The sequence below is a fragment of the Streptomyces sp. NPDC006463 genome (assembly GCF_042870715.1).
Lineage (GTDB): Bacteria > Actinomycetota > Actinomycetes > Streptomycetales > Streptomycetaceae > Streptomyces.
Window position 1 is genome coordinate 1 of sequence record NZ_JBIAHP010000035.1, and the last position, 13,468, is coordinate 13,468.

At 69.9% G+C, this 13,468-nt stretch carries 12 protein-coding genes; 5 read left to right on the forward strand and 7 right to left on the reverse strand.

All coding sequences use genetic code 11. The features are described from left to right. The first annotated feature begins 1,149 nt into the window (after positions 1 to 1,149). On the forward strand, positions 1,150 to 1,866 hold the full coding sequence (locus ACFYOB_RS37660) for a hypothetical protein (RefSeq protein ID WP_328930776.1): 717 nt from the start codon (positions 1,150 to 1,152) through the stop codon (positions 1,864 to 1,866). After that, positions 1,863 to 2,336 (forward strand): MarR family transcriptional regulator, encoded by a 474-nt coding sequence (locus ACFYOB_RS37665; protein ID WP_362403307.1) that lies wholly within the window; start codon positions 1,863 to 1,865, stop codon positions 2,334 to 2,336. Before ACFYOB_RS37660 ends, ACFYOB_RS37665 begins: the two co-directional genes overlap by 4 nt. A gap of 138 nt (positions 2,337 to 2,474) precedes the next feature. Here the strand turns inward: ACFYOB_RS37665 and tpg are convergent, their stop codons facing one another. The 7 genes from tpg to ACFYOB_RS37700 all read right to left on the reverse strand — a co-directional run bounded on the left by tpg (position 2,475) and on the right by ACFYOB_RS37700 (position 10,434). Then, positions 2,475 to 3,029 carry a telomere-protecting terminal protein Tpg gene (gene tpg / locus ACFYOB_RS37670; RefSeq protein WP_388568518.1) on the reverse strand — a complete coding sequence of 185 codons (555 nt, stop codon included), beginning with the start codon at positions 3,027 to 3,029 and terminating at the stop codon, positions 2,475 to 2,477. 3 nt (positions 3,030 to 3,032) lie between these two features. Continuing rightward, positions 3,033 to 5,288, reverse strand: coding sequence for a telomere-associated protein Tap (tap, locus tag ACFYOB_RS37675; protein ID WP_388568521.1), 2,256 nt, complete (start codon positions 5,286 to 5,288; stop codon positions 3,033 to 3,035). Between the two features lie 123 nt (positions 5,289 to 5,411). After that, positions 5,412 to 6,338, reverse strand: a complete 927-nt coding sequence (locus ACFYOB_RS37680) for a ParB/RepB/Spo0J family partition protein (protein WP_388568524.1) — start codon at positions 6,336 to 6,338, stop codon at positions 5,412 to 5,414. Continuing rightward, positions 6,335 to 7,591 (reverse strand): AAA family ATPase, encoded by a 1,257-nt coding sequence (locus tag ACFYOB_RS37685; RefSeq protein ID WP_388568526.1) that lies wholly within the window; start codon positions 7,589 to 7,591, stop codon positions 6,335 to 6,337. The genes ACFYOB_RS37680 and ACFYOB_RS37685 overlap by 4 nt, the downstream gene beginning before the upstream one ends. 170 nt (positions 7,592 to 7,761) lie before the next feature. Next, a complete protein-coding gene (locus tag ACFYOB_RS37690) occupies positions 7,762 to 8,409 on the reverse strand; it encodes a ScbR family autoregulator-binding transcription factor (protein WP_388568529.1) in 648 nt (215 codons plus the stop codon). A gap of 213 nt (positions 8,410 to 8,622) precedes the next feature. Then, entirely contained in the window at positions 8,623 to 9,081 is a 459-nt protein-coding gene (locus ACFYOB_RS37695) for a carboxymuconolactone decarboxylase family protein (RefSeq protein ID WP_328930769.1), read from the reverse strand. Positions 9,082 to 9,186: 105 nt separating this feature from the next. Beyond that, positions 9,187 to 10,434 carry an FAD-dependent monooxygenase gene (locus ACFYOB_RS37700; protein WP_388568532.1) on the reverse strand — a complete coding sequence of 416 codons (1,248 nt, stop codon included), beginning with the start codon at positions 10,432 to 10,434 and terminating at the stop codon, positions 9,187 to 9,189. Positions 10,435 to 10,526: 92 nt separating this feature from the next. Here ACFYOB_RS37700 and ACFYOB_RS37705 point away from each other — a divergent pair, with 92 nt between their 5' ends. The 3 genes from ACFYOB_RS37705 to ACFYOB_RS37715 all read left to right on the forward strand — a co-directional run bounded on the left by ACFYOB_RS37705 (position 10,527) and on the right by ACFYOB_RS37715 (position 13,443). After that, positions 10,527 to 11,312: a TetR/AcrR family transcriptional regulator gene (locus ACFYOB_RS37705; protein ID WP_388568535.1), complete on the forward strand. Its 786-nt coding sequence runs from the start codon at positions 10,527 to 10,529 to the stop codon at positions 11,310 to 11,312. A 418-nt stretch (positions 11,313 to 11,730) separates the two neighbouring features. Further along, positions 11,731 to 12,903, forward strand: a complete 1,173-nt coding sequence (locus tag ACFYOB_RS37710) for an epoxide hydrolase family protein (RefSeq protein WP_388568538.1) — start codon at positions 11,731 to 11,733, stop codon at positions 12,901 to 12,903. Positions 12,904 to 12,936: 33 nt separating this feature from the next. After that, positions 12,937 to 13,443: a DinB family protein gene (locus tag ACFYOB_RS37715; protein WP_388568540.1), complete on the forward strand. Its 507-nt coding sequence runs from the start codon at positions 12,937 to 12,939 to the stop codon at positions 13,441 to 13,443. Positions 13,444 to 13,468 lie beyond the last annotated feature (25 nt).

The window sequence follows — 13,468 nt, forward strand, 5'->3', positions numbered from 1 at the left end:
CGTCCCGCCTTCGGCGGGAGGACCGCCTTCGGCGGGAGGACCCTCCGCTTCGCTTCGGGTCTTAGCGCTGCGCGCTATGCCAATGAACCGCCGCGCTTCGCTCGGCAGGGCTGGCTTCGCCAGCTATGGCCGGCCCTTCGGGCCGGGGTCCTGCGCTTCGCTTCGGACTGGACCGAGTTTCGCTTCGCTCCACCCGGTCAGCCCGCTTCACGGGCCCTGGGCGGAGCGCGAAAAGTGACTCCGTTTCACTGGGCTGACGTCTTAGCCGCTTTGGGTGTGTCCGCTGCGCTCCCACACCCTGTCCTTCCGGCTACGCCTCCAGGCCTCGCTTCGCTTGGCCGTCCTGCTTCCGGCAGGGAGCCGTCCCGCCTTCGACAACTCTCGGCTTTGCTTCGGGTCCTACAGCGCTGCGCGCTGTGCTTTTGAACCGCCTCGCTTCGTTCGATGGGTGGACCTTCGGACTGTGAGCCTCTGCTCCGCTCCGGTGAAGGGACCCTCTCTTCTCTGCTTTGCTCCAACCCGTTTTGGTTCCGCTTGCTTCGGGGGTCCTCTGCTCTCGATGCAGGAGCGGGGCGTTGGGGTTGTTAACGGCGTTAACGCCGTTAACGGGTAAGGGGAGGGTGCTTCAAAGTGCTGCGTGGATAAAGATGGGAATCGGTCAGATTGCCTGGGGGTTGGGGGCTGGGTGGGGGTGGGATGGGGGTTTGGGAAGTGATGGGGTGTCAGGAAATTGGGTTGGCGGACGGGTTGGAGACGGCCTTCAGTTCGCGCAGCGCGGCAGGCGACGGCCTATATAAGGTACGGAGATGCGTTGCCGCAGGTCAGGGCGGGTGTGGGGGGAAAGTTATGTCCCCTCAGAAGGGACATAACTGGGGGGATGTGTCGCTGGTAGGGGGACAGAACGCGTGCAAAACGTCAGCGAGGCTGACGGTATTTGCGCTAAAACGTCGGGGGGGCTGACGTTTTAGCGGGGATGTGTCGGTGAACTGCTGGGGGGATGGGTGGGGTTGGGTGAGGGTTGGCGTGAAGCCGGTGGGGAGGGGGTGGCCGAGATGTGTCCCTGCTGGGGGGACATAAGACACGCCGAACGTCAATGAGCGTGACACTTGTGTCACCCTTGTTGACATACTCTCCCTGCAGATCAACGAAGTGGAGAGCAGCCTCGTGTCATCAGAGCCACAACGGCGTCGGCGGAGTCCGGCGGGTGCGCCGCGTCCTGATCTCCCCGTTGATGATGCGATCTCGGCGTGGAGTCAGCCGCTGGCTCCGGTCAAGGACCTGGACAGTCTGGCGAAGCGGTACCCGAGCCGGAAGCTGACGCTGGACGGCGAGCGCAAGCCGCTGGAGTTCTACGGGACGCAGAATCAGCCGAATGCGTTCTCGATGGACAGCCTTGAGTTCTTCCTGGTTATCGCCCAGTACTTCCGGGAAGCCTTGCCCCTGAGGCTGATCCTGCTGCTCATCGCCTGCCAGCGAGCGGGGGGGCGGATTCCTCTTACGCAGGAGGAGATGGCTACCATCCTGGACGTCAGTCGGACAAAGACGTCGGAGGCACTGCACACCGTCATGTCTCATGGGATCGTCTTCAAGGTGCGGCGGGGTGTGTACCAGTTCAACCCGCCCTACAGTTACCGGGTGGCCGAGTTCATCCCGGGAACCGAGATGACGGGTGAGTTCGTGAAGGTGGAGCAGCACAGCACCATCTCGCAGATCCGCAGCGACACGAGCCTGCCCGACCTGGTGCGGTTCCCGTCGCTGGACCACATGCGGCAGGCCATCGAGGAACTGAGGGCCGAACGGGCCAAAGAGCGCGCTGCGCGTCGGCTGAGCCGGGCGAAGCGCACGGAAGAAGGGACAGCTCAGTGAGCACCTTGCGATTCGCTGCGGTCAACGCCGACGGGCTTCTCTCCGACCTCGACCTTCCGCCTGCGGCCTACCGTGTGCTGCTGAAGCTGCGTTCGCTGAGCGAGCCGGGCGGGCGGATCCTCATCGACCAGGCCACCGTTGGTGGGCTGCTGGAGCTGAGCCGGCCGAGCGTCAACGCGGCTCTGCGGAGTCTGGAGCTCGCGAAGCTGGTGCGGAAGGTCCGCAACGGTGTGTACCAGATCAATCCCATGCTGGCCGGGTACAACTCCTTCGAGGACGCTGTCGCCGCTGTGAACGACATGGCGGCCGAGGAGCGGCTCGATGCGCGGGGGTATGTCGCCAGCTACCACCAGGCGGTGGCGGCGTATCAGGATCAGCTGGCCGAGCAGCGGAAGAAGCGGGCCGCGCAGGCCGCGGCGAAGAAGGCTGCGGAGTCCAAGCGGCGCAGGACGTTGCACGCCGTGGGGTAAGGCGCCTCGGCGGGCTTGTGAGGGGTGAATGAGGGTCCCGGGATGTCCCGGGACCCTTTGGGGTTTTGAGGGGTCAGGAAGGGGCTGGGAGGGGCTTCTGAGGGCCGTTTGGCGGGCCCTGGGTCTCCTGCCCCTTGGTCAGAAGGCGAAGTCCACGTAGTCGATGTCCGTGAACTCGACCAGGAGGCTGGTGGCGCGGGCGCCGTTGTCCTTGAAGTAGATCTCCTGGAGGGCTTCGGCCGCGATCTGCCGGAGTTGGGCCTCGGCGGCGCCGGATTCCTGGGCGGCGAAGAGGCGGCCCGCGTACTCCGGCGGGAGGTGCTGGGTGATGCGGCGCATGCGGCCGTCGTCGGTAGTGCCGGGGGCCGCGGTGAAGCCGAAGCGGGCGCGGGTCTCGATGACCAGCCCGGTGGTCCTGGCCGCCTTGTCACGGGCGCGCTTGCGCACGAGGGGCTGCCAGCGGCGGCGTACCTCGGCTTCGAGGCGGGCGGCCAGCTCGGGCTTGGGCTGCTTGATCTGGTTCTTGACGTAGCGCTCGACGGTGCGTTGGGAGATGCCGAGCGTCGTTGCCACGGCTTTTGTCGATTTGAGCTGTTTGAGCAGGAAGCGGAATTGGGCGCCCGCCGATTTGGGGATCGGCCGGGTGAAGTGCTGTTCGTCGGCCTTGGTCAGGCTGTCGGAGATGTCGGACATGTGTTACTCGCCGTCTGCTGCTGCGTCGTGGCCCTTGATGTGGCGGGCGGGGTTGAGGCCTTCGTCGAGCATCCCGACGGCCCAGAGGAGGGGCTGGGTGCCCTCGTGCTTGACCATGCCGGGGCTGACGCCGAGACGGAAGCCGCCGGGGAGGGGCTTGCCGTCGGGGGTACGCGGGAGGAAGTCGAGGGGGCTGGGGCCGTCGGAGAGGTACACCGCGCAGTCGGAGAGGACCGCGATGGGGTGCAGGCCGGCTGTTGTGGCGAGCTTGTTCATCTTTCGGTGCATGTTCACGCGGGCCGTGGAGATGACGGCGGCGCGGATGTCGGGGCGCCAGGTGGGGCGTTCCAGGGCGGGCCAGCGCTCGCCGGGGCGGTAGCCGGCGCCCTGGGGGCGTTCGCGGAGTTTGCCGATGCCGCCCTTGACGGTGGATTTGATCGCCGAGAGGACCGCTGTGGGGATGGGGGCGTCCTGTTTGTGCGTCGTCATCGCCTTGAGGAACTCGGATTCGGGCATGGCCGAGGTGACGCCGAGGTCCGCCATCGTGGCCATGTAGGCGTCGCGGAGGCGGGTGTACCAGGCGTCGAGGTACGGACCGCACTCGGGGCGGAGCCAGGCCTCGGTGGGGTGGACCTCGTGGCCGAGCTCCTGAGCGTAGGCGAGGGTCGGGGTGGCGTACCAGGCGGGGCCGGTCGGGGGCTTGCCGTGGGGAGTGAAGGGGCTGGGGAGGCGGGGGTCGAGGGAGATCGCGGAGAGGTCCGCCAGCCAGCAGCCGGGGGTCGTCGGGTCGAAGCGGGGGCTCTTGGTGTGGGTGGCGGGGCCCAGACCGACGGTGAGGCGGTTCGCGGCTGCGGCGAAGGCCATGTTGACGTCGATGCCGACGGCATGGGTGCGGGAGCACTCCTCGTCGGTGAGGAGCTCCGGGTCGCGGATCCAGTCGTAGGCCTCTTCGTCGAGGACCTGGTCCGGGGTGCGCTGGTGGGAGCGGGGGTAGAGCGAGGCGACCACGGGGTGTTCGTCGGGGGCCTCCGGGGGGGCCGGGTCGACGGGGCGGGTGAGGGAGCCGGGGACGGGTGCGGATTCCCAGGTGTTGGTCTCGGCGTTGCGGGCGGCGCGGGTGGGGGGACGGAGGGCCGTCATGAGCTCCAGGCCGGTGACGGCCGTGGAGCCGCGGGGGGTGAGGACGCGGTAGGCGTAGGTGGTGAGCAGCTCGGCGAGTTCGGGGGCCGGGAGGTCGGCGGTGTCCTCGCCCCAGGCGCGGGGGTCGAGGGCGCCCCAGGGGAGGATCGCGAGCTGGACGCACTGGCGGCCGGTGGTGGGGGTGGCCGGTCGGTAGACACGGGCCCAGGGGCCGAAGCCGCGGCGGGTGAGCTGCCACTTGTTCTTGGCGAGCTGCTTGAGCGCGGGGTGGTTGTCGGGGAGGCGGAGGGCGCGGCGGTCTTCGAGGGTGAGGGGGAGGCCCAGGGCCTCGGTGGCGGCGGGGGTGAGTACGAGGAGGGGGTCGCCGTCCTTGCCGTTGCGGTGGAGGCGGGGGGAGCGGAGGTCGGCGGCGGGGCCCAGGGCCCAGGCGATGAGGGCGGGGAGGCCGCCGGTGGTGGGGTGGTCGAGGATCAGGCCGCCGGTGGTGTGGGCGTGGCCGGCGCCGTCCAGGACGGCGAGGGGGCCGTTCCCTGCCGGGGGCGTGGTCGGTGTGGGGGGCTGGGGCTTCGGCCCGGGGGCCCGGTGGGGGGTGGGGGGTGCGGTGCGGGTACGTGTGGGTGTGCGGGTGGGTGCCTGCGGCGCTGTTTCTTTACCTGACCCTTCCCGGAACTGGGGCTCCGCCCCGGAACCCGGGTGGGGGGCGGGGGGTTGGGGCTGCGCTCCAGGCGCCGGAGTTTCGGGGGTGGGGGTCGGCGGCGTGGGCAGCGCTGTGCCTTCGGCGTCGGCCGTGGGGGTGGGCGTGGGGGGCTGCGGCGCGGTGGTGTTAACGCCGTTAATGGGGTGGAGGGTGGAGAGGCCCTCCAGGAGGCGGGCGTAGGCCGCGCGTTTGGGAGGGCGGGGGGAGGTACGGCCGGTTTCCCAGGACGTCACCGTTTCGCGGCGGACCGTCAGGGCCTTGGCGATCTGGTCCTGGCTCAGGCCGGCGGCCTCGCGCAGGCGCTTGCGCTCGTCCGGGTGGGGGAGCGGGTCCTGGGCGACCTCTTCGAGCAGGGCGTCGACCGCTGCGAAGAGGCCCTCCTGCTCGTTGGCGTCGGGGTGGGTGTTTCGGTTGTTCGGCATCGGTACCTCCACCCAGAGCCTATGTGAATCGCACCGCTGAACGCACATGAAACGCACGTGGGGGCGTTAACGGCGTTAATGCCGTCAGCGCCCCCGGCGTGGGTGGTGCCTCGGATGCCCAGCTCAGATTCGCCGCATGAGGAGTTCCGTGACGGCCTTGAGGTCGTCCGGGGTGAGGTGCGCGGTGAGGGCGTCCGCGATCGTTTCCGGGGAGATCGTGGAAATCGTGATCCGGGGGGTGGGGGCGGGGCTGGGGGCGGGGGACGGAGTAGGGGCCGGGGTGGGCGGGGCGTTAACGGCGTTAACGCCGTTAACGGGGGCGGTGCGTTGGCGGGGGGGATTAACGGCGTTAATGGTCTCCTCCGCGGCGGCCTCCTGGGCTTCCTGGGGGAGGCGGCCGATGCGGCGGGCCGGTTCGACCTTGAGCTCGCCCGTCTCCACCTTCTCCTGGAGGGTGGGGGTGAGGTTCAGGAGGGTCAGCCGCTGCGAGACCCAGGCCGCCGTCTTGCCGAGGCGCTTGGCGACCTGGGCCTGGGAGCCGTGGACGTCGACGAGTTCCTGGAGGGCGCGGGCCTGGTCCATGGGGGCCACGTCCACGCGGTGGACGTTGGCGATCAGGGCCGATTCGAGGATGTCCGCCGCGGAGGTGGAGAGGGAGTCGTTGACGTGGATCTGGATGGTCTTCAGGCCTGCCAGGTGGGCTGCAGCCAGCCGACGGTTGCCGTCGATCACGACGTACGGGGCGCGGCCCAGGCCGTCGGTGGTGCCCGGGTGGGCTTCCATGAAGGCCATGCGGGTGGCGACCGCGAGGGGTTGGAGCTGCCCCCGGGCGGTGAGGGACGCCGCCAGTTCTTCGAGCTCCGTGAGGTCTTCGCGGAGGTTGAACGGGTTGTGGGCGAGGGCGTCGATGGGCACCTCGGACGGCGGGACCACCCCCGAGGTGGGCGCGCCGGTGGCCTCCGCGATCGCCGCGCGGCGGGAGCTGACACCCACCGGCTGGGCCCGGGCGAAGGATGCCGAGACGCCGAGCTTGTCGGCCTTGCTGCTCATGAGATCTCCCGGGCGAGGGCGCGCAGGGCGACGGCTTGGTCGCCCTTGGGGGCGTAGACGAAGAGGGGCTGCTTCACGCGGACCGCTTCGCGCTGTTCCTTGAGGTCGGGGACGACGGCGACGACCCGGGGATCCTTTATGTCCAGCCATGCCTGGAGGGAGGACGTCGCGATGTAGCCGCGGCGGCCGTCGTAGAGGTTGACGACGAGGCCGAGGTAGTCGATGTCGAGGCTGAGGTCGTCGCGCAGGTCGTTGATCTGGGAGGTGAGGAGGTCGTACGCGTCCGCCGAGGAGTCCTCCGCCTGTACGACGATCAGCGCTCCGGAGGCGCCCGGCTGTTCGGTGTCGCGGCGGCGGCCGTAGTAGATGGCCGCGTCCATGCTCAGGCCGAGGCTCGGGGGGCAGTCGACGAGGATGACGTCGTAGTCGGACTCGACGGGGGCCAGGGCGCGTTCGAGGGCGGCCTCGCGGGCACGGACGGTGGAGAGGCGGACGTCGAGGAGGAAGGCGTCCGTGCAGGCGGGGAGGATGTGCAGCCGGTCGCCGAAGCGGTCGTCCACGATGGGGACGATGAGGTCGGACAGCGGTCCCTTGGCTTCGCCTGCCATGTGGCAGGTGAGGCTGTCGCCGCCGATCGGGAGCGGCTGCTGGCCGAGCTGCTTGGTGAGGTGGCCCTGGGGGTCGAAGTCGATGAGCAGGACGCGCATGCCCAGGCCCGGGAGGTCTTCCAGGTCCAGGGAGGCGGACGCCAGGTCCGGCTGGTGGTCCTCGTCCGCCGTGATGCGGGCCAGTTGGCGGGCGACGCGTACGGGGTGGAGGGTCGAGGTGTCCTCGGCGAGGGCCTCGGCGGTGCCGGCGGTGATGGCGGTCTTGCCGACTCCGCCCTTCTGGTTGCACACGATGATGCGGCGTACGACGGAGGGCCGCTTGACCGTGGGGGCCGGGTTCATCTCCAGCCAGAGGCTGACGGCCTGGGCGAGTCCCTGGATGAGGGAGACGCCGCGGTCCTTGGAGTCGGTGCGGAAGGACTCCCACTGGCCGGCGGGCAGCCAGGTGGAGAACGATTCGGCGCCGGAGGTGTCGACGGGGGAGGGGGCGGAGGCGAGCGCGCTCCAGTGGGCGATCCCCTGGTGGACGGCGTCCTGGATGTCCACCCGCAGTTGGGCGGTGCGGATTTTCAACTCCTGGCGCAGCCACGGGGGGAGTTTGGAGACGACCTTCTCTCGGTCGCTCTGAGACGAGGGCGAAATCATGAGAGGGACTTTACTAACGTCCGGGGGTGCGCGTGGGCGCCACGCTTGAGTTTTGCTAACGAATTGACGCGTTTCCGGTTCTGGATACGCGACAGGGCGGCCTCGCACACGCCGTAGCGAGCACCCCCGTGGTTCGCCACGGCGTGTGCGAGGCCGCCCTGGATACGCAGTCAGGCGGGAAGAGAGAGCCCGGCCCGGCACTCGGGCGAGCCCGCCGGGTCGAACTGGGGGATCCGGTGCGCGGGCACGATTCCGGGGAGGAGGAGGTTCCACAGGTCGATGACCCGTGTGTGGAGGTCCTCGCGGCCGGTGCGGACGTGCGAGGTGACCTGGATCCCGGTGAACGAGCCGACCAGGAAGGTCGAGAGGTCGTACGCGTCGAGGGACGGCAGTATGTCGCCGCGTTCCTGGGCCGGTGTCAGACAGCCGTGGCAGGTGTCGATCCAGGTGTTGTACGGGGTGGGGTCGGGGTTGGTGAAGGAGCCGAACTCGATGACCAGGCGGATGCCGGCGCGGATGCGGACGTCGGTGCGCAGCCCGAACGCCATCTGGTGGGTGAGGTCGATGACCGTCTGGAGCCCCGGGTTCTCGATGGCGGGTACGCCCTCGGAGACCTGGAACTGTTCGTCCATCAGGGTGCGGGCGAGGGCTTCCTTGGACGGGAAGTGGAAGTACAGGGCGCCCTTGGTGACTCCGGCGTGCTTGACCACGTCGCTGAGGCTGGTGCCGCCGAAGCCGGAGTGGTCGAAGGCGATCGCCGCGCCGTCCAGGATGGCCTGCCGGGTGATCTCGGCCCGTTCCTGTCTGACCCTCGCCACGTGCGCGTCTCCTGGTCGGTCGGTGTGCGGGCGGATCCCGCGGGGGGTCAATCTAATCGGCGTACGGTGAAGAAAACCAGTCACCCAGTACTTTTTGTTGGGTGGGTGGGAGGGTGGATGGGTGGGCGTGGGGCGTTAACGGCGTTAACGCCGTTAACGGTGGCGGACCGTTAACGCCGTTAACGGTCCCCCGGGCGGAGCGGGCGTCCCGGGTCAGGCCCAAGGGGTGCCCGCCTGCTGGTGGGTGGCGAGGTTGATGCGGTTCCAGACGTTGACCATGGAGATGGACAGGAGGAGCGCCGCGAGCTGCTGCTCGTCGTAGTGCTTGGCCGCCTCCTCGTAGACGTCGTCGGGGACGGCGTTGCTGCGGTCGGCGACGCGGGTCACGGCCTCGGCGAGGGCGAGGGCGGCGCGTTCGGCGTCGGAGAAGTACGGGGTGTCGCGCCAGCCGGCGATGACGTGGATGCGGTCGTCGGTCTCGCCGTGCTTCTTGGCGATCTTGTGGTGCATGTCGAGGCACACGCCGCAGCCGTTGATCTGGCTGGCCCGTATGTGGACGAGTTCGAGGGTGCGCTCGCTGATGCCGGTGTCGGTGACGGTCTTGCCGACCGCGATGAGGGCGGCCATGGCGCCGGGGACGACGAGGGCCGGGTTTCCCATGCGTGCGTTCATTGCGATCTCCCTGGGTGGTGGTTCCGGTGCGGGGCTTCGGTGGGGCCCTTCAATGCACTGACGCAGCAGCGGGCGGGAATGTGACCGCTCTCGGGACTTTTCTTTTCAGCGAGTCGTTGGGGTGGTTCCGGCGCCCTCGCGGGTGGTCGCGTAGGCAGGGAGGGGGAGCGTGGTGACGTCCGCGCCCGCCTTCAGCATCCAGTCGAGGATGCGGCGTCGGCTGAGCATGCCGTTGCGCAGGCGCAGGCCGAGCTTCGATGACGGGGCGAGGAAGGGGCCCGTCCGGTCGCCGCTCTTCTGGCAGCCCTGGGAGTAGGCGCGGAGCAGGGATTCGTAGCGGGTGAAGGCGGCCCGGTGGTCCTCGGGCGAACGGGAGAGCTCGCCCGCCAGGACGTACGCGGCCACGATCCCGGTGCCGGTGCCCATGCCGCCGATGGTCGCGCCGCAGGCGGCGTCGCCGAGGAGGGCGATCCGGCCGGTGGACCAGGTGGGGACGTCGGCGCGGCTGATCGAGTCGAAGTAGAGGTCGTCGGCGGTGGTGAGGGAGGCGAGGAGGTGGTCCACCTGCCAGGGGAGACCGGTGAAGCTCCGACGGAGGAGGGCCTTCTGGGCTTCGGGGTCATGGCGGTCGTAGGTGAGCTCAGGAGAGGCGAAGACGAAGAAGGCGCGGGCTCGGGTGGGGTCGGTGTGGTCGACGCCGACGCTCGCCAGGCGGCCGGGGGCGTTGTAGCCGATGGAGCCGGTGCCGGGGCGCAGGTCCAGTTGGTTGGGGAGGCTCCAGGTGGCGGCGTAGTGGCCGAGGTGGGTGACGTGGTCGGCCTCCGGGCCGAAGACGAGGCGGCGGACGTTGGAGTGGAGGCCGTCGGCGCCGACGACTAGGTCGAACGTGCGGGGCGGGGAGTTGCGGAAGGTGACGTCCACGCCGGTGGCGGTCTCGTTGAGGGACGTGACGGAGTCTGCGAAGACGTACTCGGTGAAGGGGAGTGAGGCTTCGTAGAGGACGCGGGAGAGGTCTCCGCGCAGGACTTCGATGTCGCCGCCCGCGAACTCGGCGGGGAGGTGGAGGAGCTGCTTGCCGTCGGCGTCGACGAAGGTCATGGGGGAGCCGCCGGTCTGGATGCGGCGGAGGTCTTCGAGGATGCCCATGCGGTGGAGGACGGAGAGGTGGGTCTCGCCGCGGAAGTCGACGGCCTGGCCGCCGGGGCGGAGGGCGGGGGCGAGTTCGACGACGGTGGGGCGGAAGCCGTGGCGGCCGAGCCAGTGGGCGAGGGCGGGGCCGGCGATGCTCGCGCCGGAGATGAGGACCGTGCGGGCGTCGGCCGCGGGCCGGTGCGTGGGCTGCTGCTGGTGCATGGGGGGACTCCCTCGACTAACTGTGTCCGGCGGACACTGAAGCGTTACCGTGTACGGTAGACGCAATTTTGGTGCGAGCACAAGGGGATCCGATGACGAACGACCAGTGGGGGGCGGCCGTGCGGTTGTTGTGGGGGCCGCCGGCCAAGCCCGCACGGGGGCCGAAGCGGGGGCTCACGCTGGAGGGGATCGCTCTGGCGGGCGTCGGGATCGCTGACGCGGAGGGGTTGGGCGCGGTGTCGATGCAGCGGGTGGCCGGGGAGTTGGCGGTCACGAAGATGGCGCTGTACCGGTATGTGCCGGGGAAGGCGGAGCTGGTCGCGTTGATGGTGGAGAGCGCGATGCCGGTGCCTGCGGCGTTGGGGGCGGGTCCGGGTCCGGGTGCGGGTGTGGAACCCGCGGGCGGGGGGTGGCGGGAGCGGTTGGAGGTGTGGGCGCGGGAGTTGCTCGGGGGGTTCCGGCGGCATCCGTGGATGCTGGAGGCGACGGTCGGGGTGCGGGTGATGGGGCCGCGGGAGCTGGGGTGGATGGAGCGGGCGCTCGCGGCGCTGGACGGGTGCGGGCTGAGCGGTGCCGAGGCGATGGACGCGGTCGTGTTGCTGGCCGGGCACGTACGGGGGATCGCGGAGCAGGAGCGGGCGGCCGGTGCGGGTGCGGGTGGCGGGGCCGGTGCGGGGGAGGGGCCCGATGCGCAGCTCGCGGTGATGCTGGGTGAGGTGATGCGGACGCACAGGGCGGAGTTTCCGGCGCTCGGGGCGGCGTTGGCCTCGGCGGCGGAGCACGGGGGGCGGGACCAGGCGCTGGAGTTCGGGCTGGAGCGGATCCTGGACGGGCTCGGGCTGCTGGTTGCCCGGCGGGCGGATGGGGCGCAGGGCTGAGGGGCGTTAACGCCGTTAACGGTGGCCGGGCGGAGCATCGGGGTTGTGAGCGGGTCGGCGTTAACGGCGTTAACGCCGTTAACGGTCCCGCCTCCTTCGGGCGAGGGGGTGGGGTGTGGGGCGGGGCGGGGCGGCAGCATTAACGGCGTTAACGCCGTTAATGGCAGCGAGGGTGGAGCGTTGGTGTGGGCGGGGCAGCGTTAACGGCGTTAACGGTCCTTGGGTGTTCGGGCGGCAGCGTTAACGGCGTTAACGGTCGCTGGTTGTTCGGGCGGCGGCGTTAACGGCGTTAATGGCGGCGCGGGGTGAGCGTTGGGTGGGCGGGGCAAGCGTTAACGGCGTTAACGGTGCCTGGGTGTTAGGGCGGCAGCGTTAACGCCGTTAACGCCGTCGAGGGGCGGCCTAGCATGGCCGGTCTATGGGCGATCTTGGAGAAGGGCTGCGCGGGTTTCGGCTCGATGTGGCGCAGGCGGAGTTGGACGACCTCGACGAGCGGCTGCGACGGGTGCGGTGGCCCGATGAGCTGCCCGGGGTGGGGTGGGCGTACGGGATGCCGCTCGGCGAGGTACGGGAGCTCGTACGGTATTGGCGCGAGGAGTACGACTGGCGTGCGGCCGAGGCACGGTTGAACGACTGGCCGCAGTTCACCACGGTCATCGACGGGGCCCGGGTGCATTTCGCGCATCTGCGTTCCCCCGAGCCGGATGCCAGGCCGCTGCTGATGACCCACGGCTGGCCCGGGTCCTTCGTGGAGTTCCAGCGGGTCGCGGGCCCGCTCACCGATCCGCGGGCGCACGGCGGTGATCCGGCCGACGCTTTCCACCTGGTGCTGCCGAGCATCCCCGGGTTCGGGCTGTCCGGGCCGACGACCGAGGCGGGCTGGGAGTTCAAGCGGGTCGCTCGGGCCTTCGGGGTGCTGATGCAGCGGCTCGGGTACGAGGCGTACGGGGTGCAGGGCGGCGACTGGGGGGCCGCCGTTTCGAGGGAGCTGGGGCGGTTGCGGCCAGGCAACGTGGTCGGTGTGCACCTGAACCTGCTGCCGGGGGGCGGGGCCACCGCCGAGCCGCGGCCCGAGGAGCTGGCCGCGCTTAGTCCCGCCGAGCGGGAGCGGACGCTGGCCTCCTGGGAGCGCTACCGGGTATGGGCACGCGAGCGGCAGGGGTACGCCGACATCCAGGCGACGCGGCCGCAGACCCTCGCGTACGGACTGAACGACTCGCCCGTCGGGCTGCTGGCCTGGATCGGTGAGAAGTTCGCCGAGTGGAGCGATTCCAGGTGTCCGATCGACCGGGACCAGATGCTCACCAACGTGATGCTCTACTGGCTGACCGGGACGGCCGGTTCCGCCGCGCGTATCTACTACGAGCGGGCGCACGCGGACTACGCAGGGCAGCCGCCGGAGGTGTCGGGGACGCCGACGGCGCTCGCCGACTTCCCACGGGACAACTTCATCCCGCTGCGGCACGTGGCCGCGCGTACCGACCGGGTCGTGCGCTGGACCTCGTACGACCGGGGCGGGCACTTCCCCGCCATGGAGGTGCCGGAGCTGCTGGTGGCGGACGTACGGGAGTTCTTCCGGGAGCTCGGGTGAGCTCCGCAGGCCGCTGTCCGGCATGATCACCCGATGATCGACGAACAGCGGACCCGGCCCGTACTGGTGGGCGACGAGCGCGCCACCTTGACCAGCATCCTGCAGTGGCAGCGCGACACCCTGATGATGAAGTGCGCGGGGCTGACCCCCGAGCAGCTGAGCCGGAAGGCGGTGGCGCCGTCCGGGCTGAGCCTGCTCGGGCTGGTGCGGCATCTGGCGGAGGTGGAGCGCGGGTGGTTCCGCAACGTCCTCGGCGGCGAGGACGTGCGCGGCTACTTCCCGAGGAACGAAGCCGGGGAGTGGACGGAGTTCCACGTGGAGGACGCGGATCCGGAGGAGTCGTTCAGGATCTGGGAGGAGACCTGCGCACGCTCGCGGGCGATCGTGGAGGCCGCCGAGTCCCTGGACGTGACGGGGCACTTCGGCGACCAGCCGTACTCGCTGCACTACATCCTGGCCCACATGATCGAGGAGTACGCCCGGCACAACGGGCACGCGGACCTGCTGCGCGAGGCGATCGACGGGACGACGGGGGAGTGAGGCCGCGGGAGACGGAGCACCCCGT

What these genes read in the sequence shown, in the direction of transcription:
- ACFYOB_RS37700 (WP_388568532.1), bottom strand. Translation starts at nt 10,434, where the DNA reads ATGCACCAGCAGCAGCCCACGCACCGGCCCGCGGCCGACGCCCGCACG.
- ACFYOB_RS37680 (WP_388568524.1), bottom strand. Translation starts at nt 6,338, where the DNA reads ATGAGCAGCAAGGCCGACAAGCTCGGCGTCTCGGCATCCTTCGCCCGG.
- ACFYOB_RS37685 (WP_388568526.1), bottom strand. Translation starts at nt 7,591, where the DNA reads ATGATTTCGCCCTCGTCTCAGAGCGACCGAGAGAAGGTCGTCTCCAAA.
- tap (WP_388568521.1), bottom strand. Translation starts at nt 5,288, where the DNA reads ATGCCGAACAACCGAAACACCCACCCCGACGCCAACGAGCAGGAGGGC.
- ACFYOB_RS37715 (WP_388568540.1), top strand. Translation starts at nt 12,937, where the DNA reads ATGATCGACGAACAGCGGACCCGGCCCGTACTGGTGGGCGACGAGCGC.
- ACFYOB_RS37710 (WP_388568538.1), top strand. Translation starts at nt 11,731, where the DNA reads ATGGGCGATCTTGGAGAAGGGCTGCGCGGGTTTCGGCTCGATGTGGCG.
- ACFYOB_RS37705 (WP_388568535.1), top strand. Translation starts at nt 10,527, where the DNA reads ATGACGAACGACCAGTGGGGGGCGGCCGTGCGGTTGTTGTGGGGGCCG.
- tpg (WP_388568518.1), bottom strand. Translation starts at nt 3,029, where the DNA reads ATGTCCGACATCTCCGACAGCCTGACCAAGGCCGACGAACAGCACTTC.
- ACFYOB_RS37695 (WP_328930769.1), bottom strand. Translation starts at nt 9,081, where the DNA reads ATGAACGCACGCATGGGAAACCCGGCCCTCGTCGTCCCCGGCGCCATG.